Here is a 22307-nt window from a genome sequence, read left to right as displayed (position 1 = left end):
AAAGCGGTTAAAATTTTAAAAAAATGCCTCGGTAAACCCGGTTGGGTTTAAGTGGGGATGGCGGGCTGCGGGGGCGCCGGGGCCGGCCGGCGATTTGGGGGGGGCGGGCCACGGACGTCGATCTGGCTGATGATCAGGCAGGACTCTGTCTGCTCAAGTATCGCAACTTTTTTGTCTGCGATAACCTGTAACCCGCGCACGCACTTCGGCTCCGACGCCGGGCCAGCGTTCGCCAGATCGACAGGTGACCGGTTAAAGGCATATCGATCGCTCGGCGGCTCCCTCTTATGACAAGGCCGTCGCCGATACGATCAACGGTCTATAGAAGGCCGCGATGCGACGTCCTCGAAGTCAGGTCAGAGTACAGGGCGCAACGCCTTCCCGAAGTTTGTCGTGTTGGCGGCACATCACACGGCGATCAGGTCGTGAGCATCCCCGGCGGTTTGGTCCAGGGCATTCAGCGGGATGATTTTCGGCGTCGACGCTTGCTCCTTCAGTGTCGCCAGTTCGAACTTTACATAGCCGAGGCTGTTATAGGTTCGGATGAAGATAGCGCCGCGGGCGAGGTCGATCAGGGTGATCCACGAGGTATATTCGGTGATGAATTCGGGCGGGGCGCCGCCGGTCTGGCCCGTCAGGTCGCCGGCCGATTTGGTCAGGGCGCTGGCCTTGGCGCTGGAATAGACCGAAGCGCCCTTGGGGCGGTCGAACTTGTTCATCACGTGGCCGAGCTGCCTTATCGTCGCGTCCTGGCCGTCGGTCTTTTCGGAGAAATTGGCGTAGTAGACCGCGCGCACGAAGCGATCGACGGCGGTATCGGAGGACGGCAGCGTGACCGTGGCGATACCCGAATCCGGCTGAATGAAGTCCTGGCCGAGAAAAGTCGCGCTGGAATGGTCGACATTGCTGAGATGGGTGTAGTTGTTGAGATTGGTCATATGCCAGTCGAAGCGCGGGCTGTTGGTCATCACGCCGGTCGGATTATCGAACACATGACGCTTGCCGTCGAAGAACTCGATCACGATCGAGGCGCCGGTCATGTCGTGAACGGTGTAATGGAACGGCGGCACGACGCCGCCAAGGGCTGCCAGCGGATCGACCAGCACTGGCTGTTCCTCCAGCGCGGCCTTGACCTCGGCGACCGTGGAAAAGCGCGCCAGCATCCATGCGCCGAGATCGATCGCGGAAAGCACCGGCACGTCGGCGGCAAACGTGTCGTCCGGTCCATGGGTCTCGGAAAAGGCGAGCAGGCTGAAATTGAGCCCGGCATCGTTCAGGCCTTCGACGACCTTCAGGTCGTCTGCGCTGCCATTGGGCACGACGATGCCGAACACGTCATATTTGCAATCGTAATTCAGTGGCGCGTGGTCGCCGGCCTTCGATGAAAGCTTCGTGCCCTTCGGCAGGTACGCCACCAGATAGGGAAGTTCCACCGGCAGTTCGAGCGTGCGCCCCGCATAGACGGAGCCCGAAAGGTCTTTGAGAAGAAGCGATGTGCACATGGTATCCTCTTTGAAGCTTTGCTGACCTGATAGTTCGTTCGCGGTTACCGAAGGCGGATCAGATTACCGTGACGGCGTGTTTTCGTGCACTGTCCGATCGAACAGTCGGCATGGTTCTTGTCCCTCATCCGGTCTCCCCCTTGTCCTGTCGGTTTCAGCATAACAGACGCCATTGTTCAATGCGCCGCGTGGCGCGCCTCCACCATGCTCAACGCGGCGGCGACGAAAAAGCAGAAGGCTCCGAACCAGAGATTGGCGTTGGAAGCATCGAGCGCCCATTGCGGATCGGTGCCATGGGGCACATAAGCGACCGTCGAGGCGATCATGAAGGCGATGCAGCCGAGAAGGTTGATCGCGACGATCCACCAGGCAAGCTCGCGCCGCGGGCGGATATCGTGCGCATGGCTGGTCTCTATATAGGCGAGATAGGCCGAAACCAGGAACAGCACCGAGCCGATCATGCCGGGTAGCCAGATCACCGCGTTCTGCATCAGCCAGCCGGCGGGCGTCTTGATGGCGTCGAACGTGTTGAAGTTGAAGGCGACGGTGCCCACGAACTGGGTCGCCGCGCTGATCCAGCCGACGCTTTTCGGGTCCCAGCCGAACAGGTTCGGCCGCTTCGCGCCGCTGGTATAGGTCGCGTCGGCATTGGCCGCCTGGAAAAGCTGAAGATAGGCGGCGGTGGTAAACGGGATCGAGCCGGCGAAGAAGGTGACATTGGTCGTCCAGTCCGGCAGGCCCTTGGTCAGCGAAGGGAACAGCGCCAGCACGCTGCCGAGCATGAACAGGAACGAGCCGATGCAGAAGATCAGCCCCATGATCCAGTTGTAGCGCGCGGTGTGCCATGGCGCTGCCCGGGTGTGTTCCAGCGCGCGCCGTTCCCTGAACAGGCCCTTGCGGTGGTCGCGGGCGAGCCACAGAAGCGGCCGTCCGGCCCTGTGATACCGGCGGAGCGTCACGAACGGCCAGGGGCCGCGCGCCTCTTCATGGGGCTCTGTTGCGGGATTTTGGGCTTTCTGGTTCATCATCGCGTCCGCACCGTCAGCTTATCAGCACGATCACGATGCCGAACAGGGTCAGGATCGTGCTTGACGTAGCATAGGGGACAGAGAAGCCGAGAGACGGCACCTGGCTTTCCGCCTTGTCGGTGATCATGCCAAGCGGAGCGGCGGCCGTGCGCGCGCCGGCGCAGCAGCCAAGCAGGATCGCATCATCGAAGCGGAAGATGTATTTGCCGATATAGATCGACAGCAGCATCGGCAGCGCGGCCGCGAAAATGCTCCACAGCACGAAGACGAAGCCGAGCTCCTTCAGCCCCGCAACCACGCTCGGCCCGGCCGAAAGCCCGACGACAGCAATGAACATGTTAAGCCCGATCGAGTTCATGAACCAGGTCGTTGCCTGCGGCACCCGGCCGAAGGCGGGGCGGATCGAGCGCAGCCACCCGAACATCAGGCCGACCAGCAACACGCCGCCGGCCGTCGACAGCGTCAGCGGAACGGAGCCGACCCTGAGCGTCAGCGAACCGATCAGCGCGCCGACGATGATGGCGGCGGCGATGAAGGCGATGTCGGCGCGGTTGGTCTCGCGGTCGAGATAGCCGAACTTCCTCGCCACCGCCGAAATATCCGCAGAGCGCCCGACCACGGTGACGACGTCGCCGCGATAGATTCTTGTGTCAGGCAGGATCGGAATATCGACCGACATGGCGCCGCGTCGGATGCCGGTGAGGAATATTCCGCGCGTCTCGGGCATATGGGCGAGTTCGGCGAGCGATTTGCGGTGAATATTCTTCGCCGTCACCAGAATATCCGTGCCCTCGACCTGGACGCCGAGTAGCTCGGCGTCATCGACTTCCGCAAGCACCCGGCCGATCTCGCCGAGGAGCACGTGGCGCTCGCCGGCAAACGCCAGCACGTCGCCGGGCTTGATAACCGTGTCGGCGGTCGCCTCGGTGATCGCGCCGTCTCGGCGCAGGCGCGCAACGAACAGGCGGTGCCCCTTGAAGAAGTGCTCGGCCTCGAAAACCGTCAACCCGTCGAGCGGCGCGCCCTCGTCGACGCGGTAGGCGCGCGCGACATATTGATGCCAGGCCGTGCCGCGCCCGCTGCGGTCGGCAGCCCCGCCGACCCGGCGGACATAATCCCGGCAGGCGGCGGCGATGTCGACCCGCATCAGCTTCGGCCCGAGAATGCCGAGCATCACCACCGAGCCGAATGTGCCGATCACATAGCTGATCGAAAAGGCGGCGGGGAGGATCTGGTTGGCGCTGGTCTTGGCGGCCGCGGAGATCGCCGATTGTCCGATCGCGGTCTGGGACAGGCCGAGGGCGGAGGACGTCGTCGTCGAGCCGGCGTAGAGCCCGGCGGCGATGCCGACGTCGTAGCCGGCAAGGCGGACGGCGAGATAGACCGCGCCGAGGCTCATCAGACAGACGAGTGCGGCGAAACCCGCCTGCTGCAAACCGCCGGAAAAGAGGCCGCGCACGAATTGCGGTCCCGCGCTGTAGCCGACCGCAAACAGGTAGAACACGAAGAACACTGTCTTGACGTCATCGGAGACGGTGATGCCGATCTGGCCGATCACCAGCGCGGCGAGCAGCGTCGCCGTGACATCACCGAGCGAAATACCCGCGATCGTGACCCGCCCAAATGTGTAGCCCGCGAACAAAGCGAGGAAGAGCGGGATTTCGACATTGTCGCGCAGCGTGGTTGTCAGCCAGTCGAGCATGTTATGCGTTCACTCCGTTTTCAGGGCACCAGCGTCAAGAGGACGAAGACGACGAAGATGACGAGGTGCACCGCGCCCTGCAGCACCGTCGTCCGTCCCGTGCCGAGCGTGAGCGTGCTGACGAACAGCGTCAAAAGCAGCATCACCATCTGCTCAGGCTCCAGGCCGAGGGTGAGCTGCTGGCCGATGAAGATAGACACCAGCGCCACGATCGGGATCGACATGCCGATGCTGGCAAGCGCCGAGCCCAGCACCAGATTGATGCTCTGCTGGATTCGGTTCTTCGCCGCCGCCTGCACCGAGGAAATGCCTTCCGGCAACAGCACGAGCGCCGCGATCACCACGCCGACGAGCGCATGCGGCAGGCCGGCTGCGGTGATCGCGCGGTCGAGCGGGTGCGACAGCGCCTCGGCAAGCAGAATGACCACCAGCAGCGACACCGGCAGCATGACGGCGCTGATCGCGGTCATCCGCGCGGATGGCTTTTCGGGGTGCTCGGGGAAGAAACCCTCTTCGCCGGCTGGCGGCGCCTCATCGGCGTCGTCGACGAAATAGTTGCGGTGGCGCACGGTCTGCACGAACAGGAAGACACCGTAAAGCGTCAGGCAACACAGGCTGATCACCAGAAGCTGCGCCCAGGAATATTGCCTGTCCGCGCCGGAAATCGCGAAATTGGGAAGCACGAAGGCAAGCGTCGAAAGCGTGCCGAGCACGGCGAGCGCCGCCGAGGCGGCGGGCAGCTTGAAGCTCTGTTCGTGATAGATACGCCCGCCGCGCACGAGGCAAAGGCCGATGATCCCGTTCAGCACGATCATCACGGCGGAGAATACCGTGTCGCGGGCAACTTCCTCCCCGCCCTCGATGCCGGACAGCATGATCGAGATGATCAGCGCGACCTCGATCAGCGTCACGCAGCAGGCGAGGATGATCGAGCCCATCGGCTCACCGAGCCTGGCGCCCAGCACCTCGGCATGCAGCACCGAGGCGAACACCGAGCCGCCAAGAAGCAGGATCGCCGGCAACACGAAGATCATGGCGGTGTCGTGTAGCACACCCGCGATCTCAAGCGCGGCCCATGCGAGGGCGGCGAGGGGCAGCAATAGGCTCCACCGGGGGATCGACTTGCGGGCGTGCATGGATTTCTCTCTTCTCGGCTGTCTGTTGCGGTCACAATGCCCGAACTGGCGTTCTGTTATCGTGGCGTCCCGGCGGGTATCGCGCTCGTCGACGTGCCGAGCACGAAGGCGAGGTTGGCCGCGGCCGTGAATGCCGCCTCGCGCGCATCGCCCTCGGCGAGCCGGGCATCGAGCAGGCCGTTTTGCGCCGTGGCGAGCGCGGAGACCGTGCCGACGCCGTTCTGGTAGGATTCCAGCGCCGAATCATAGGTCTTGTAGGCCGCCTGCCGCAGCTTGACGGCGGAATCATTGGCCTGGATCGCGGTTGTCAGCGCATTGGAGGCGACCACGATTTCGCGGGCGGCGGCATCCTTCAGCTGATCGAAATTGCGCTCCGCGGCCTCGACCCGGCTCTGGGCCTGTTTCAGATTGGCGTCGCGCATGCCGGCGTCGTAGAGCGGGATGGTGGCGCCGAACATGATGTTGCCGTTGAGGCCGCTGTTTTCCACCGCGGGAAGGCCGGCGGCATCGAGCTGGGTCTCATAGGTGGAGAGCGTGCCGAATACGCCGATCTTCGGCATGAAATCGGATTTCGCCTTCTTCACGCCCTGACGGCTCGCCTCCAGCGCGGCATAGCCGGCGAAAATATCGGGGCGGTTGGCGAGCGCGATCTCGATCATCGTCTCGGTCGGCATGCTGGAGGCGCGCGGAAGCCTGCGATCCCTGGTGTCCTCGATCTTCAGCTTGGTCATCGGCGAGAGGCCGACCGCGCCGAGCAGCGCCTGATAGGTATCCTGTTCGCTGCCGCGGGCCTGGACCACGCGCAGTTCCTCCTGCGCCACGATCTGCTCGGCCTGGGCGAGATCGACGGAGGTAGCGAGCCCGCGATCGCGTCGGGCCCTGATCGCGTCATAGACGGTGCGGCTGTTGGCAAGCGCCTGACCGGCGGCGCGGCTGTGGGCGCGGGCGGCGTTGTAATCGTGGAATGCGCTGGTGACCTCGAAGATGAGGCGCTGGTGGGTGGCGTTGAACTGGTAGTTCGCGGCAAGCGACAATTGCTTCGCGCCTTCCACCACCGCGCTTCGGCCGCCGAAATCGAAGGCCAGCCACTGCAGCGCCATGAACGGCACGACGCCATTGATGTTGGAATTGAAATAGGCGCTGCCGCCGATCGGGATCGGCAGTTCGGCGGCATTGTTGTTGCTGCCGCCGATGACATTAGCGGTGATCACCGGCAGGTAGGTCGCCTCCGCCATGCCGACGGCGAGTGCTGCCTGGCGGGCCTGCTCCCAGGCCACGCGGGTATCGGGGTTGCTGCGCTGGGCGAGGTCGATCAGTTGCGGCAGGCTGTAAAGCCGGCTTTCGTCCACAGCCGGCGCGGTGAGCGCCAGCGCGCCGCTTGCCTCGGCCTGCCGGCGCATCTCGCCGGCGGAATCGCCGGCTTGCCATTGCGCGTCGGGCGATTGCGGGGCAAGCGCGAGCGTGTCGGCAACGCAGCCGGAAAGCGCCAGCATCATGGCAAGAAACGCGCCGCGGCCGAGGGCAGGCATCAGATGTCGTCTCATCGGCTCTCTCCCGTTCCCGCCTGTTCCATCCCGGCCGTTTGCTCCGTTGCGGCGGTCTCGCCCTCATCAATGCGCCGCTCCGCGACCGCCAGCCGGGATTGCGTTTCAGCATCGACCACGCGCCTGAAGTACAGCGCCAGCGACAGATCCTCCAGCATGGCGGCGTCGCGGCGATAGGTTTCACGCTCGGTTTTCCCCGGACGCATATGTCGCGGCTCGTAGGAGGCCATGTCAACCGCTTCGCGGATAACGCCGAGATCGGTCTGGATCGACGCGACGAGCCCGGTGGAGGCCTGGCGCACCGGCTGGTCCGCATTTGCGAGCGATTTCAGCTTGGCGATTGCCGCCGCCGTGCGCCGCTTGACCTCGTCCTTGACGCTGACCGGCCAGATATTGGTGAAGATCACATAGACCACGGCATTGCCGAGCAGAATGCCGACGATGCGGTCGCCAGCGGCACTCAGGCTGGTGCCGGGGCCGAAGCCCTGGATCACGGTCAGCAGGAAGGCGAGGGCGATCTGCACGCCGCCATAGGAAATGCGCTCATTGCCTGTGGAAACCCAGGCGGCCAGCGACACGACGGCGAAGATCAGGAAGGCCAGTCCGCCGACCGAATCGAGCTGCGGTATCACGAACAGGATGGCGAGCAGTCCGAAAAATGCGCCGATCAGGCAGCCGGTGATCCGCAGCACCAGCTTGTGGACGGTGTCGCCGGTAGTGCCGAGCGCGGCGACGTAGCAGGTGATCATCGCGGTGTGGATGCCCTGCCAGTCGATCGACGTATAGATGAAGAAGCAGGTGACGGCGGCCAGCGTCGTTTTCAGCGCGAAATGCAGGTGGCGCGGATGGGAAAAAATGTCGGGCGCGACCGGTGGATCGTCCACCGGGGCGCCTTTGGCAAGCGGCGTGACGCGGCTGATATCGGCGAGCGCGTCGGCCACCGGTTCCAGCTCTGCGGGCAGGTCGGCATAAGTCTCGGGTTCGGGGAGGTCCCTCTTGGCCAGCACCGCTGCGGCAAGCGCGCGGCAATCGGCCGCAAGGCGTTGCCGCGCCAGGCGGGCATCGTCTGAGGGGTCTTCCCCCGGAAGGGCCGAAATGGCGAGGATCAGGCGATAGCTGTGCGATTGCGTCCGCTCCAGAAAGTCGTAGGCCCGGCCGCGTAGGATGGAGAGCAGCTTGATCAGCAGAAGCCGCTTCTCCTGTTCGGCGGTTCCCTCGCCGATGAGATCCATCAGCTTTACGCGGGCGTCCTCTCGTCCTTCCAGAACATCGGCGGAACGCTCCAGCCGTTCGGCGATGGCCTCGCGCAACAGCTTCTGCGGTGGAATGCCGAACAGCAGGTTGTAGACCGCCATCACCGCCATCGGCACGAACACCATCGCCCAGGCGTAGAGCACGGCCCGGGTCGCGATCTCTCCGATCGGCACATTGCCGAGCAGCGTCAGCACGAAGGCGATGACGAGGGCCACGATACCGGCCTGTTCGCCGGCCTTGGTGGCGGAATCGAGATAGAGGAAGATGAACGAGGCGATCACGATCGCGGCGATCTGCGCCGGCGGAAAGTCGATGGTGAGGTTGATGATGCCGATCAGCAGGAACACCACGAGGCTGACCGCGATGATGATGCCAATGCCGGTGACGACGTTCTCGGCGGCATTGGCGCGCATCAGGAAGATCACCAGATAGCAGCCGATGGCTGCTTCCGGGAAATGGTACATCATCGACAGCACGGTCGAGATCGCGCAGATCGCGCCGATCGACAGCGACAGCCGCAGCCGTCCGGGAAACGGCATCAGGTCATCGATCAGGCGGTGGGACCGCCGCCTGAAGTCGCTGCGCTCAGCAGTGCTCGCCATGGCGAACCACTGTCGAGGCGGATGCGCCGATGCGCATCAGGTTTTCCGGCGGATCGATGAGCTTGATGCGCACCGGAAAGCGCTGCGCGATCCGGACCCAGTCGAGTTCCTTCGGTACATAGGGAAGGGCGCTTTGAATGTCGATCGCGCCGCCGGAGATCACGCCCCAGCCGATGCCTTGCACCACGCCCTTGATCTCGACGGACCGGTCGGCCATCACATAAACCGAGGCGCAGGTGCCCGGCGGCAGTTTTTCGAGCTCGGCTTCGCGGTAGAGCGCCGAGGCGTACCAATCGCCGGTGTTGACGAGCGTGAACAGCGGCGCGCCGGATGCGACGAACTGGCCGCTCGATGTCGTCAGCCCGACCACGCGCCCGTCATGGGGCGCGTAGATCTTCGTGTTGGCGAGATTGCGCCGGGCGATGTCGAGGGCCGCCTGCCGGCTCTGGATCAGGGCCAGTGTCTCCTCCGGCGAGGAGACCAGCGCGTCCGCCGCCTTGCTCTGCTGCAAGGCCTGTTCGAGCGATACCTCGGCATCGCGCTTGGCCGTGCGCGCGTCCTGCACTTCCTGATCGGTGACGTAGCCCTTGGGCTGGAGCGGCAGCAGGCGGTCGAGCGTTTCCTGCGCCAGTTCCAGATTGACGCGAGCGCGTTCGATCTGCTGCAGGGCGATCTCCGCGTTCGCGGCCTCGGCGTCGATATTGCGTTTCTGGGTCTCGTGCATCGCCTCGGCGGCCTTCAGGTCGCCTTCGGCCTGGACCACGAGGAGGCGGTAGGATTCGTCTTCGATCTCGAAAAGCAGCTGCCCCTTCTCGACCTTGTCGTTCTCCGCGACGTGGATTTCCGAGATCCGGCCGGGAACGGTCGAGGAAATCTGGGTGATCGGGGCCGTCAGGGTCGCATCCTGCGACAGGATATCGGCGCCCATCCGGGCCATGTGCTTCCAGCCGAGATAGGCGGTGGCGCCGATGACGATGACGGGGATGAGGGCGAGGGCGGCGGTCTTGGGGCTCAGCATGGCTCTATCGTCCGAACAGGATGAGGGAGGCGGCGAGCCCGATGGCGATCGCCAGGAACAGATAGACGATCACGCGCAGCGGCATCACATCGTCAAGGCCGATCTTGATGAATACCAGACGCACGACGACCGCGCCGACAATGCCGATCAGCGAACAGGCGATCCAGGACGGGAAATAGGCGCCGAAGAAGGGAATCACGGGACTGCTGCTCGCAAACGCATGAAACGGCGCGAAAATTCCCGCCATAAGGAGAAGCATTGAACCCGTTATACGCACGCAAGCACCCAGTCTTGTTATTTTTCCGCCCCCTGAGGATTGTGGCGCAGGAACGACTATCCTGCATAGCAGGAAAGCCTGTCAACCGTCAGGGCTGACAGTTCGGGACTAGAACCTGAAACTCAGCCCCAGCGTCGGGCCTTGCAGGACGGTGTCGAACACATGCCCGTCATCGTCGTAGTCGATCGACATGTATCTGTAGCCGAAGGAGAGCGCGGTCGCTTTGCTGATCCGGTAGTTGACCGTCGCCATGGCCTGCCAGGTGAGGTCCGAGCCCACCGAGAAGCCGCCGACATCGGCCTGGCCGACGAGGCTGACGCGGTCGCCGGCATCGTAGGCCATCCGGAACCCGAGGGCGGGATCGACCCAGCCGAATTCGCTTTTCGCGCTGTATGCGCGCGGGACCGAGGGGATGGTGGCGGTCACCTCCGTGGTGAGATGCGCGAAGCGGATGCCGCCAAGCGCATCGAGACGAAAGTCATCAGTTTCGGCAAGCCGCACCGCGCCGAACAGCGAACCGGAAAACAGCTTGCTGTCGACGCTGACGTTGATGCCCGGCACGGTGATGCCGTAGGCCGGTATCGCGACCGGGCCGGAAGCCTCGTTCGCGGTGGTATCGACATACATCAGGTCGGCGTAGAAGCCGAAGGCGCCGTTGGTCCCCCAGGCATTGGCGAAGCCGGCGATGTTCAGCTCCTCAAGGATATCGGAGAAGCTGCTGTCGATGTGAACAGTGGGCGCCCGCCGGAAGGGCGACACATCGCCAGACATCCCGGTCATCCAGACATAGGGCGTGATCTCGAATTGCCAGCCTTCGGCCGGCGTTTCCACGGCGGCGGTCGGCTTGGGCGCTGGCGGCGCGACGGACAGGTCGGCTGCCTGCGCCGTCAGGGCCATCGGACATGCCAATGCCGACACGGCAAATAAAACGGACTTCAAATATGCCCCCAATTGTCTAGCCACGCAGGCTGTTCTTGAAAATGCGGCCGTCCTTCATGATTACCGCGAAATTGTCCGGATTTGCAACCAGAGCGATATTTTCGAGCGGATTGCCATCCACAAGCAGCATGTCCGCGAAAGCGCCCTTCTCGATCACGCCGAGCCGGCCGTCATAGGGGTTGCGTTCGCCCGACAGCGCCAGTAGTTCGCCGCTGCGGCTGGTCGCGAGCTTCAGCACCTCTGCCGGCGAGAACCATTCCGACAGTCTTGCAAGCTGAGCCCCTTGCGTTTCGGTCTTGGCCGGATTGAACAGGATGTCCGTGCCCCACACCATGCGCTCGAAATTGAACTTCTGCGCCCATTCGAAGCAGCGCCTCGTGCCCTCGGCGATCATCTGCTGCTCGCCGCGCTGCTTGTCGGTGCTCATCGGATTGGCGAATTCGCCGCCGAGGAAGGGCTGGATGCTCCACCAGATGCCCTTGTCGAGCATCATGCGCACCGTCTCCTCATCGGCAAGCTGGCCGTGCTCGATGCACTGGACGCCGTTGTCGATCGAGCGGCGAATGCCCTTTGCGGTATAGACATGGGTGCAGACATAGGTGCCCCAGTCGGTCGCCGCCTGCACCGCGGCGCGGATTTCATCCGGCGTGAACTGCAGGCTCGGAACGGGGTCGTAAAGCGAGGACACGCCGCCGCCGGTCATGATCTTGATCTGGCTCGCGCCCAACAGCAACTGCTCGCGCACGCGGTTCAGGACCTGCGGCACGCCGTTGGCGATCGAGGAAATGCCGGCCTCCTCGGCATGGCTGAGATTGCTCTGGTCGGAGGCAGGGATCTCGTATTCCATCCGGAAATCGCCATGGCCGGACGTCTGGGAGATCATCGCCCCGGATGGATAGATGCGCGGCCCCACCGCCTTGCCGCCGTCAATCGCGCGCTTCAGGGCAAAGGACGGCCCGCCGACATCGCGCACCGTGGTGAAGCCGCGCATCAGCGTCTTCTCCGATTCGTTCGCTGCCACCAGATGGACATAGGGCACCTGTGCGGCCATGGCGGTCTGCATCGGAATGGCGCAGAGCAGGGAGTGCCAGTGCGAATCGATCAGGCCCGGAATCAGCACCCGATTGCCGCAATCGATGACGTCGACATTGGCGATATCCTCGCTGACGGGGACGAAGGCTTCGATGCGATTGCCGCGCACGAGCACGTTGCGCCCTTCGATCAGCGCATTGGAAAGGCCATCGAACACCCGGACATTCGAAAACAGGATCGCCCGTTCACCGTCCTGCGCGAAGGCCGGGGCGGAGGCGAGCGCACTGGCCGCAGCCGCCCCGAGGATGGACTTCAGCACCGAGCGCCGGTTGACGCCCTGCATCAGCCGCTCGTTCAGCCGGATCACCTCCGGCGTATGGCACGGGCAGCCTGCATGGTGGACAAGGTGCTGGTATTTGGAGCCGGCGCGCATTTCTTCCTCCCGGTGCTTTGACGATTTTGGGAACAATTGTTTGGGAAGATCGCCGCGATTGCAAGGCGGCGATCCCGAAACGGCACACGCCGACGGTGCGTTCAGGGCGAAGGCGTTTCAGCGGCTCGCCTTGATGAGCGTTTCGCCGCTCATGGTCAACAGCAGCGCGGCGTCCGGGCCGAAGCTGAAGGCTTCGCTCGCATCCAACGCCTGCAGGAAGGCCTGTTCCTGTTTCATCAGGGCATTGTCGCAGGCCATCCGCGTGGTTGCCAGCGGGCCGATCGCGATGCCGCCCTCGCCATTGATCGAGAAGGCTCCCGTGAAGCGGTTGCACCCGGTGGTCCCGAAGATCTGGCCCTCATTGCTGACCGCGAAGGAAGGGCGGTCGGCGCCTGCAAACGGCTCGCCATCGATCTCGCCGACGGTCCATTGTGCCCCGGTGAGCAGGTCGAGCGTGTCGCCGCCGCAGCCCTTGAGCGTCCCGGTTGCCGTTTCCAGCGCAACGGTCTGTGGAAACAGCCGGCCGCTCATGTCGTCCTGACAAAGGCCGGCGCGCACACTGAAGTGGAGGGCGTATTGGTCGAAACGGTAAAGATAGGCCTGGTCGACGATCTCCGGCTCCGGCAGGCGAAGGTCCAGCCGGTCTTCGCCGTAGTTCATATTCAGCATAAATCGGTCAACTGCCATGACGGCGCGCCAGCCCGGTTCATTGCCCTGCGCCGACCACGGCTTTTCGGCTCCGGCCGGTACGAGGATGCAGTCCGGCAAATTCTGGCCATCGAGCGTCACATGCGCATTTTCGCCCTTGCTCCAGAAGACAGTTCGGCCGTCCTCCGATTGGTATTTCGCGCCATCCGCAGACACTGCGGGAGCGAGGTGGTGAATTCTCTCATCGGTGTGAAGCACCGCTTCTTCGCCCTGAAACGCAACCTCCAGGCGGGTATCGCCGCACGTGAAGGTGCTGCTGAAGGCCGCGGGCGTGAACGACGTCAGCATAATGTCTCCGATATCGACATCGTTGTCTCCCGCCGCGATCATGACCGGTTCGCTCACAAAGCGGTTGGCGCCGTCGATCCGGATGGCAGCTGCAAGATTTGCCTCGATGCCCTGCGGGATCGTCAGTTCGAACGGCCACGGCATCTGCCGACCGCTCGCCTGATCAGTGTGCGTCGCCAGCAGAGCATTCTGGAAACCTCTGGCCTCGACGACAAGTTCGGCGTCGTCGGGCAGCGCCATGCGTTCACGCATCACAGCCGCGCCGGAAATGGCGCGCATATCTTCGGAATGTGCGGTTGTTGCTGCAAGAAGGCTTGCCAGAAGTGTCAGGACGGTGCGGGTCAAGGTTTCTCCTTTGTCGTCTTCACGAATGGGCGGCCTGCCGGCCCGACGCCGGACCATCGGCACGCCCCGATGAGGACGACGGCGATTGTTGCGGGCGCGCGGCACGGTTACTGCAGCATATCATTTGTAAATCACCGGAACAGCCCGGGATGTAATTGGTGTGATAGGGCACGGGTGACCGCGATCGCCACGTCGCGACGAAGGTCATTGTTTGCCGACACTCGCGCGATTTCAAAATCATTGAATCGACCGCAACAGAATGGATCAACAAGCTCAATGTCAAACTTCCGGGGCGCCTAAGTTTGAACGATAGCATTGTTTGGCTCAGCCTCCCGGTTGGAGCTTTTTCGCATTTTCCATGCATTATCAGCGCGGGCCAGAGGAGGTAGGCTTCGCGCTCGATGTTCTCGCCAAAGCTCAGCACGGTCATGACAAGTACGATCGAGAGTGGAAGGCGGCCGCGGGGATGGGGTACGCAATCGACCAGCACGATCAAGGTTTGCGCCAGAAGCGGCGTCAGATCGACAACCAGCGTGTAGCCGGTTATGCTAGGGCCTTATCAGCCATCCTTGCCGTTCATGCCTGTCACGGCCTTCAAGTCTTCCAGCAACTGCCGGACAACAGGAATGCCAAGGGAACTGAGGCGCACATAGGCGCCGGTGGAAAGCCGGCTGATCGGCGGGTTTGTCGGGCGGATGACGAGCCCGCCGATTTCGACATGATCGGCAAGCTGCAGCGGCGCCATCAGTTTGGCGCCCAGCGCGCGCGTCAGGTCCAGGGCAGCGGCAAAAGAGGTCGAGTGGGCGATGATGCGCGGCGGCTTCAGCCGCTGCTCGGCGCAATAACGCCGCAGCAAGGGCACATTGTCGGTCGCGCCGCTATAGGCCACCCAGGAAAAGCCGGCGAGTTCGCGGGGCCCGAGCACGGGCAGTGCCGCCATTGGATCATCCGCCGCCATGATCACGGCAAGCTCGATCTCGGCCACCGGTATGGCGGTGATCAGGGCATCGGGCTCCGACGGTTCGATCGCGCCAAGCACGACATCGAGACGGCCGTCTCGCAGCATCGGCAGCGTCACCGCATTCTGGTCCGCGACCAACTCGAAGGTCAGGGACGGGTACCTGTTGCGCAGCCGGGCAAACAGCGGCGCGGCATAGCGCAGGTGAAACAGCGGCCCCGCGCCGACCCTCAGGGTTTCAAGCCCGGTGCCGGCGAGCGCCCGGATTTCCTCGCGCGCCTGTCGGTATTCCTGCTCGATCCGCTCGGCGCGGGCCAGGAAGTGACGCCCGGCCGCCGTCAGGCGCATCCCGCGGCGATGGCGCTCGAACAGCTTGCCGCCGAGTTCCTCCTCGAGATTTGCCAGACGCTTGGTCAGCGAGGGTTGGGTCAGGCCGATCTTTTCGGCTGCGTCGGACAGATTGGCTTCCGCCGCGATCGCAAGAAAGGCAGTGAGGTTCCTGTCCATGAGCTATTCCATTTTTCTATCGTCAGGGTCCTAAAAATCGATTTTACAGAAAGTCTGCGATCCGACAAGTTCGTCTTCCGAGACAAGGGAGGACTGTTTGCGGACGATTTTAGTACTTTTCGATTCCCTGAATCGAACGGCGCTCGGCGCTTATGGCGGCACCGCGATCCCGACGCCGAACTTCGACCGGTTCGCCGCCCGCGCGGCCACATTCGATACCCATTACGCCGGCTCGCTTCCCTGCATGCCCGCGCGGCGCGATATGCAGACGGGGCGTCTTAATTTCACCCATCGTCCCTGGGGGCCGCTCGAACCATTCGACAATGCCTTTACGCAACACCTGAGCGCGGCCGGCGTCTATACGCACCTGATCACGGACCATCTGCACTATTTTGAAAACGGCGGTTGCGGCTATGCCCAGGCCTTCGACAGCTGGGATTTCATCCGCGGTCAGGAATATGACCAGACCACAGTGCTTGCCGTGCCGCCAGTCGCGCAAATTCGCAAAAAATTCGACGCGCGGCACTATCCGACCGAAACGCTGGCGGAAGGCCGCACGGCCACGCGCGGGACGCTGGCGAAGGATGTCTGGAAGCGTTCCCGCCATGCCATCAACAAGCTCGAACCGTGGGACGAGGCGGACTATCCGACGGCGAAATGCTTTTCTAAAGCCTTCGATTTCCTTGATCGCAACCGGGACAGCGACGACTGGTTCCTGCAGCTCGAATGCTTCGATCCGCATGAGCCGTTCGATGCGCCCGAACGATTCAAGGCAATGTTCGCGACCGGCTATGACGGTCCCGTGCTGGACTGGCCGCTTTATGAAAAGTGCACCAATTCCGCAGAGGAAATCGCCGAAATCCGCGCCAATTATGCCGCGCTGGTCGCCATGTGCGACGACTATTTCGGCCGGCTGCTCGACTGGATGGACGCCAATGACGCCTGGAAGGATACCACGCTGATTCTGACTACCGATCATGGCTACCTTTTGGGCGAGCATGAATGGTGGGCCAAGAACCGGATGCCGTATTACGAGGAGATCTCGCATATCCCGCTGATGATCTGGCATCCCGATCACCCCGAAAGCGACGGCGCGCGCATCGCGGAACTGACCCAGACCACCGACCTGATGCCGACGATCCTGGACCTGCATGGCGTGGCCACACCTGCCGAAGTGCGCGCGCATTCGCTGCTGCCGCTGCTGGAAGAACGCCCGTCGGGGCGGAAGACAGCAATCCTCGGCATGTTCGGCGGCCCGGTCTGCGCGACCGACGGGCGGTACACCTATTTCAGGTTCCCCGAGACCGACGATCCGGCGGCGCTGCCGCTTTATACCCTGATGCCCAGTCATCTCGAAGACATGTTCTCTGTCGGCGACCTTGCCACCGCCGAACTGGTCGATGCCTTCGACTTCACCAGAAACGCGCCGTTGCTGCGGGTCAGGCTTTCCAGAAAGCTCGGCGAATCCGGCATGGACATTCTGGCAAACTGGCAGAGCGGAAACGTGCTCTACGATCTCGCCGCCGATCCCGGGCAGACAACGCCGCTGGAGGCCCCGGAGATCGAAGCCCGCATGAATGCCGCCATCATCGAGCACTTCATGGCACATGACGCCCCGGAGGAGCTTTACGCCCATTACGGGCTGGCCCGCGATCGAACGCCGGCGGAAAGCATTGACGCCCTCGGTTGAGCGGCGAAAAATATCAAAGGAGGAGCAAATGAAAACAACGATAGCAATCACACTGGCCGCAATCGCCGCCATGCCGCTTGCCGCTGGAGCGGACGACTTTCCCAAACGCACGGTCGAACTGATCTTCCCCTGGGGGCCAGGCAACGCGATGTCCGCCAGTCAGATCCTGGCGGAAGCGATGTCGGAGGAGCTCGGCGTCTCGATCCCGGTCATCTCGACGCCGGGGGCCGCCGGCACTAAAGCCTTCCAGATCGCGATGAACAAGCCGGCCGACGGTTATACCATCCTCGACGGCTATGTCGCGCCGCTGGTATTGCAGCCGGTGCTGGGCAAGGCCGACTGGACCTATGCCGACTTCGTGCCGCTGCACGCCGCCCTCTCCAACGCGTTTGCGATTGGCACGGCGGCGGACAACGACCGCTGGGCGAATTTCGAGGAAATGATGAGCTATTGCGCCGAACACCCGGCGGAGCTTCGCTACACCACCGGATCGCGCAACAACCTGCCCCATATGGTCATCGCCAAGGTGCTGCAGAGCTATGACTGCGTGGCTCAGAACATTCCCTACACCGCCAATGGCGATGCCATGTCCGACCTCAAGAACGGCGTTCTCGATTTCGGTTTCATCAATGTCGGCGATTACCAGCAGAATGGCGACGACTACACGATCCAGCTCGTGCTGTCGGAACTGCCGGCCAGCGCCGAGGCCTTCGGCGGCGCGCCGTCGATCGCCGAGCTCGATGTCGATCTCGGCCTGAGCGGGCTTGGCCCCATGGGCTGGAATTGGTGGCTGGTGCACAAGGATACGCCACCGGACCGGCTCGAAATCCTGCGCAAGGCCATGAAGGCGGCGATCGAAAGCCCCGCAGTGCAGGAAAAGGCCAACGCCCTCGGCTTTGCCTTCCTGGAATGGGACTATGACCAGTATGACGAGATCGTCGGCCCGGTCGCAGGCCAGTTCGAGGCGATGGGCAATGCGCTCAAATGGGAAGAAGAGCAGCTTGCCAAGTACTGACATGCTGAAGTCGGAAAGGAAGAGAGGCAATCATGAGCATTGGTAAGAAGCATGTCGAATGGCTTGCGGTTGCCCTTTTCCTCGCCGTTATCGGCCTGGTCTATCAGCAGGCCGCAACCAGCATGGCAGAGCAGGGCATCGCCTCGGGCGGGCCCTATGACAACGCGGCGGCCTACCCCAAGACGGTCGCCGCCGTTCTTGCCCTTTTGACCGCGATACAGGCGCTGCTGCAAATCTTGCGGGCGCGCAGGGCGCAGGCGGCAAGCGAGGACGCCGTGCCGCTCGGCCAGCTTGCCCGGCCGGCCTCGCTCGTCCTGATATTCGCGGCCTATCTCGCGGCGCTTGGCATTGTCGGCTACCACATCGCCACGCCGATCATGCTGGCGGCGCTGATGCTGCTTTGCGGCATCAGGCGCCCGCTCGCGATCGTGGCGCCCGCGGTGCTGATCTCGCTGGGTTTTTCCTATATATTCGAAGCCTGGCTCAAGATCGTGCTGCCGGGCGGCCTCCTGCACCTGAACATTGCTTGGTGATCCATGCTCGCGCAGTCGCTTGCCGCTGGCCTTGACCAGTTTCTCACTCCGCTCACCCTCACGCTGACGACGCTTGGCGTCATTTTCGGCCTCATCGTCGGCGCGCTGCCGGGACTTGGGCCGCTGATGGGCATCGTGCTGATGCTGCCTTTTGCGGTCGACATGCCGCCGGTGGCCGCCATGGGCTTTCTCATCGCCATCGGCGTCGGTGGTTCCTGCGGCGGATCGATCTCGGCGATCCTGTTGCGCATTCCCGGGACGCCGCTTGCCGCGGCCACGCTGTTCGACGGCTATCCGCTGGCCCAGAAGGGGCGCGCGGCCGATGCCATCGGCATCGCCATCTCCGCTTCCGCGCTCGGCGGCCTGTTCGGCGGCTTGGTGCTGATCCTGGCGGCGCCGGTGCTGGCGGACTTCGCCTCGAACTTCTCGCCGCCGGAATATGCGATGCTGGCGCTGACGGGGCTGATCGCGATCGCGGTCGTTTCCGATGGCTCGCTACTGAAAGGCCTGATGACCGGCTGTCTCGGCCTCCTGATCGCAACCATCGGCACTGATGAGTTTTCGACCGGCTTCCGCTTTACCTTCGGAAGTTTCGAGATGCTGAACGGCTTTCACATCGTCGCGATCGTCGTCGGCATTTTCGCGATCTCCGAAATGGCCCATCAGGTTCAGGGGAATGACCTGAATGCAAAATCCGACGTCAAGATCGTGCGGCCCGGTTTCAGAACCCTCCTGATCACGCTCCGGCACTGGAAGAACCTGCTCCGCTCCTCCACCATCGGCGCGGCATTCGGCGCGCTTCCCGGCGTTGGCGGCACGATTTCGACCTTCGCCTCCTATGCCGTCGCCAAGGCCGTTTCCAAACCGGAAGACGGCTATGGAGAAGGCGCGGAGGGCGGCATAGTCGCCACAGAAAGCGCCAACAACGCTACGGTCGGCGGCGCGATGGTGCCGACCATGGCGCTCGGCATTCCCGGCGAGGCGTCTTCCGCCGTGCTGATCGGGGCGATGCTGATTCTTGGCTTCTTTCCGGGCCCGGCGCTGTTCGAGCAGCGGCCGGAGATTGTCGGCGGCATGTTCCTTGTCTACCTGTTTTCCAACATTTCGCTGCTCATCGTCGGCATTCTGGCAACGCCCGCCTTCGTCTGGGTGTTGAGGCTCAAGAAGAGCTATCTGATTCCGATCGTACTGCTGCTCTGCGCCATCGGCACATTCGCCCTGCAGAGCTCGGTGTTCGACCTGTGGGTGATGATGGGCTTCGGCATTCTGGGCCTTCTCCTGCGCAATGCCGGCTATCCGCTGGCGCCGCTGGTGATCGGCGTCATTCTCGGGCCGCTTCTGGAAAACAACCTCAGGCGCGCGCTCCTGATCTCGCGCGAGGGCTACTGGATATTCCTCGACCGGCCGGTCTCCGCCGTGCTGGTGGCCGTCAATATCGCGCTGATCGCGGGCGCGATCTACTGGACGATGCGTCAACGCCGCCGTCGCAACAGCGCCGTAACGCCCTCAGGCTGATCTCCGGCGCTTCGCGCCTGCTACGCTGAAACCTCACCCTTGTTGATCCCGTCGAGCCATGCCGCCATGGATACCAGTGACCGGCGGCTGGCCTCACAGAACTCGAGCGCGCGCAGATAACCATGGATCAGTCCCGTTCCCTCATCCAGCGTCACCGCGACGCCGGCCTCGCGCAGCGCCTGGGCATAGGCGCGGCCGCTGTCGCGCAGCGGGTCGTGCTCGGCAACCGCGATATAGGCGGGCGGCAGGCCGGCATGACTTTCTGCCAGAAGCGGCGCATAGCGCGGCGAGCGGCGGTCTTCGACATTCGGGCAATACATCGCCTCGACCGCGCCATCCATGCGGATCATCGGTCCGTTGGGGTTTTCAAGATAGGACGGGCGGGAGGTGTCGAAGTCGCAGGCCGGATAGATCAGAAGCTGGGCCGTGAACGGCACCTCGCTGCCGCGCAGGTCGAGCGCCATCGTCGCAGCCAGATTGCCGCCGGCGCTGTCGCCGCCAACCGCGATCCGGTTCCTGTCGATGCCAAACATTTCCGCATTGGCGTGAGTCCAGCGGGCGACCGCCGTGCACTGGTTAATCGCGGCGGGAAACGGTTCTTCCGGGGCAAGCGCATAGTCGATGCTCACCACCGTCTGGCGGTTCCAGGCGGCAATGCGTGCGGCAATGTCCCAATGGCTTTCCGGACTGCCCTGCGCAAAGCCGCCGCCATGCATGAAGATCAGGCAGGGCTGCACGCCGCCGCAGGTGTGGCGGAATATCCGCACCCTGACAGGTCCTGCGTCGGTTTCGACCCAGTGCTCGCCGGCGGTATCAACCTCGGTAGGCGTCGGCAGGCGCATGGCATGGGTTATCGCCTCGAAGCGCTTGCGCCGCTCGGCCGGCGTCGCACCGGCCTTCAGAGCGGACCATTTTTCGCGCCAGAGTTCCAGGAACGGTTCAAGCTCAGGATCAATCATCGGCTCCTCCTCAAAGATCGGCTGGGGCGGACCCAGCTTCTGTTCCGGCCTATCGGACGGATGCTCGTGTAATTTTTATTCTATCACTTGGACTAAATGAAACAAAACAATTATCCTCTGGTCCGGGATCGTTTGACACATAATCTGCAATGCGCCCCGGAGGCGCGGGAGGCTCGCACATGTCATCTATTGGTATTGGCCTGATCGGAACCGGGTATATGGGCAAATGCCATGCTCTGGCGTGGAACGCCGTTGGCCCGACATTCGGCGATTGCCCGCCGGTGCGGCTCGTCCATTTGGCCGAGGTCGATCGGGACCTCGCGCGCGAGAAGGCGCGGGCCTTCGGCTTCGAGAAGGCGACAGGCGAGTGGCGTGATCTTGTCGCCGACCCCGACGTTGATGTGATCTCGATCGCCGCGCCGAATGCCTTTCATCCGGATATGGCGATTGCGGCGCTGGAGAGCGGCAAGCACGTCTGGTGCGAGAAGCCGATGGCGCCCAAGTTCGAGGATGCGCTGAAGATGCGTGACGCCGCCCGGGTCGCGGGCCGCGCTGCCGTGCTTGGCTATAACTATATCCAGAACCCGATGATCCGCCAGATTGCGCGCTTCCTGGAGCAGGGGGCGATCGGCGCGGTCAATCACATCCGGCTCGAGATGGATGAGGACTTCATGGCCGATCCGGACCAGTTCTTCTACTGGAAGAGCGAGGCGAGTTCCGGCTATGGCGCGCTGGACGATTTCGCCGTGCATCCGCTGTCGCTGATCCGGATGCTGTTCGGCCGGCTGGCAAGCGTCACCACGGACATGGCCAGGCCCTATGCCGAACGCCCGCTGAAGAATGGCGGGAAGCGCGCGGTGGAAACCCATGATATCGCCAGCGTGCTGTTTCGCATGGAAAACGGTGCTTCCGGCGTGCTGATGGCCAACCGCGCCGCCTGGGGCCGCAAGGGCCGGATCGCGATCCAGATTTTCGGCTCGGCCGGATCGATCACCTATGATCAGGAGCGCATGAACGAGGTGGAGCTCTACCGCGCCGGCGGCCCGGCCGAGGAGGCCGGTTACGCCCGCATTCTCGCCGGGCCGGCGCACCCGCCCTATGGCCAGTTCATTCCCGCCCCCGGTCACGGCCTCGGCTTCAACGATCTCAAGGTGATCGAGTGCCGCCACTTGATTGCCGCGATGGCCGAAGAACCCGCCCATGTGATCGACTTCGAGAAAGGCGTCGAAATCGAACGCGCGGTCCACGCCATGGCCGAAGCGCATGAAAAGCGCGGCTGGATCGATATCGGCTATGATTGACGGCAATACGCGACTATCGCC

Annotated in this window: 18 protein-coding genes; 5 read left to right on the top strand and 13 right to left on the bottom strand. The window is 63.3% G+C overall.

The window, feature by feature from the left end:
• Positions 1–407: 407 nt before the first annotated feature.
• From V6767_RS11195 to V6767_RS11140, 12 genes are all read right to left on the bottom strand, one after another.
• Complete coding sequence (locus tag V6767_RS11195) at positions 408–1502, bottom strand: linear amide C-N hydrolase (RefSeq protein ID WP_448473573.1); 1095 nt, start codon at positions 1500–1502, stop codon at positions 408–410.
• Between the two features lie 176 nt (positions 1503–1678).
• Positions 1679–2527 carry a hypothetical protein gene (locus tag V6767_RS11190; protein WP_448473572.1) on the bottom strand — a complete coding sequence of 283 codons (849 nt, stop codon included), beginning with the start codon at positions 2525–2527 and terminating at the stop codon, positions 1679–1681.
• 16 nt (positions 2528–2543) lie between these two features.
• Positions 2544–4232 (bottom strand): aspartate-alanine antiporter, encoded by a 1689-nt coding sequence (gene aspT, locus V6767_RS11185; RefSeq protein WP_448473571.1) that lies wholly within the window; start codon positions 4230–4232, stop codon positions 2544–2546.
• Positions 4233–4252: 20 nt separating this feature from the next.
• Positions 4253–5368 (bottom strand): calcium:proton antiporter, encoded by a 1116-nt coding sequence (locus V6767_RS11180; RefSeq protein ID WP_448473570.1) that lies wholly within the window; start codon positions 5366–5368, stop codon positions 4253–4255.
• Positions 5369–5424: 56 nt separating this feature from the next.
• Positions 5425–6912 carry a TolC family protein gene (locus V6767_RS11175; RefSeq protein ID WP_448473569.1) on the bottom strand — a complete coding sequence of 496 codons (1488 nt, stop codon included), beginning with the start codon at positions 6910–6912 and terminating at the stop codon, positions 5425–5427.
• Complete coding sequence (locus V6767_RS11170) at positions 6909–8768, bottom strand: FUSC family protein (RefSeq protein ID WP_448473568.1); 1860 nt, start codon at positions 8766–8768, stop codon at positions 6909–6911. Before V6767_RS11170 ends, V6767_RS11175 begins: the two co-directional genes overlap by 4 nt.
• Complete coding sequence (gene mdtN, locus V6767_RS11165) at positions 8752–9786, bottom strand: multidrug transporter subunit MdtN (protein WP_448473567.1); 1035 nt, start codon at positions 9784–9786, stop codon at positions 8752–8754. The genes V6767_RS11170 and mdtN overlap by 17 nt, the downstream gene beginning before the upstream one ends.
• Positions 9787–9790: 4 nt before the next feature.
• Positions 9791–9985, bottom strand: coding sequence for a YtcA family lipoprotein (locus V6767_RS11160; protein WP_448462859.1), 195 nt, complete (start codon positions 9983–9985; stop codon positions 9791–9793).
• A 186-nt stretch (positions 9986–10171) separates the two neighbouring features.
• The gene (locus V6767_RS11155) at positions 10172–10960 is read right to left on the bottom strand and encodes a hypothetical protein (RefSeq protein ID WP_448473566.1); all 789 of its coding nucleotides are present in this window, start codon (positions 10958–10960) and stop codon (positions 10172–10174) included.
• A gap of 58 nt (positions 10961–11018) precedes the next feature.
• A complete protein-coding gene (locus tag V6767_RS11150; RefSeq protein ID WP_448473565.1) occupies positions 11019–12467 on the bottom strand; it encodes an amidohydrolase family protein in 1449 nt (482 codons plus the stop codon).
• A 117-nt stretch (positions 12468–12584) separates the two neighbouring features.
• Positions 12585–13913, bottom strand: a complete 1329-nt coding sequence (locus V6767_RS11145; protein WP_448473564.1) for an META domain-containing protein — start codon at positions 13911–13913, stop codon at positions 12585–12587.
• Between the two features lie 454 nt (positions 13914–14367).
• Complete coding sequence (locus V6767_RS11140; RefSeq protein WP_448473563.1) at positions 14368–15273, bottom strand: LysR family transcriptional regulator; 906 nt, start codon at positions 15271–15273, stop codon at positions 14368–14370.
• A 97-nt stretch (positions 15274–15370) separates the two neighbouring features.
• On the opposite strand from V6767_RS11140, the gene V6767_RS11135 reads away from it, so the two are divergent.
• From V6767_RS11135 to V6767_RS11120, 4 genes are read left to right on the top strand one after another with little or no spacing between them, the layout of a single operon-like run.
• Entirely contained in the window at positions 15371–16963 is a 1593-nt protein-coding gene (locus tag V6767_RS11135) for a sulfatase (protein ID WP_448473562.1), read from the top strand.
• 28 nt (positions 16964–16991) lie between these two features.
• Positions 16992–17978, top strand: a complete 987-nt coding sequence (locus tag V6767_RS11130; RefSeq protein ID WP_448473561.1) for a Bug family tripartite tricarboxylate transporter substrate binding protein — start codon at positions 16992–16994, stop codon at positions 17976–17978.
• A gap of 32 nt (positions 17979–18010) precedes the next feature.
• Positions 18011–18511: a tripartite tricarboxylate transporter TctB family protein gene (locus tag V6767_RS11125; RefSeq protein WP_448473560.1), complete on the top strand. Its 501-nt coding sequence runs from the start codon at positions 18011–18013 to the stop codon at positions 18509–18511.
• Between the two features lie 3 nt (positions 18512–18514).
• The gene (locus tag V6767_RS11120) at positions 18515–20026 is read left to right on the top strand and encodes a tripartite tricarboxylate transporter permease (RefSeq protein ID WP_448473559.1); all 1512 of its coding nucleotides are present in this window, start codon (positions 18515–18517) and stop codon (positions 20024–20026) included.
• A 20-nt stretch (positions 20027–20046) separates the two neighbouring features.
• Here V6767_RS11120 and V6767_RS11115 read toward each other — a convergent pair whose 3' ends face one another.
• The gene (locus tag V6767_RS11115) at positions 20047–20985 is read right to left on the bottom strand and encodes an alpha/beta hydrolase (protein ID WP_448473558.1); all 939 of its coding nucleotides are present in this window, start codon (positions 20983–20985) and stop codon (positions 20047–20049) included.
• Positions 20986–21164: 179 nt separating this feature from the next.
• Here V6767_RS11115 and V6767_RS11110 point away from each other — a divergent pair, with 179 nt between their 5' ends.
• Positions 21165–22286 carry a Gfo/Idh/MocA family protein gene (locus V6767_RS11110; protein WP_448473557.1) on the top strand — a complete coding sequence of 374 codons (1122 nt, stop codon included), beginning with the start codon at positions 21165–21167 and terminating at the stop codon, positions 22284–22286.
• Positions 22287–22307: the final 21 nt, after the last annotated feature.

The sequence above is a fragment of the Martelella sp. FLE1502 genome (assembly GCF_053484255.1).
Note: the sequence above shows the minus strand (reverse complement) of the source record. Positions and strands in the feature narration are given on the sequence as shown.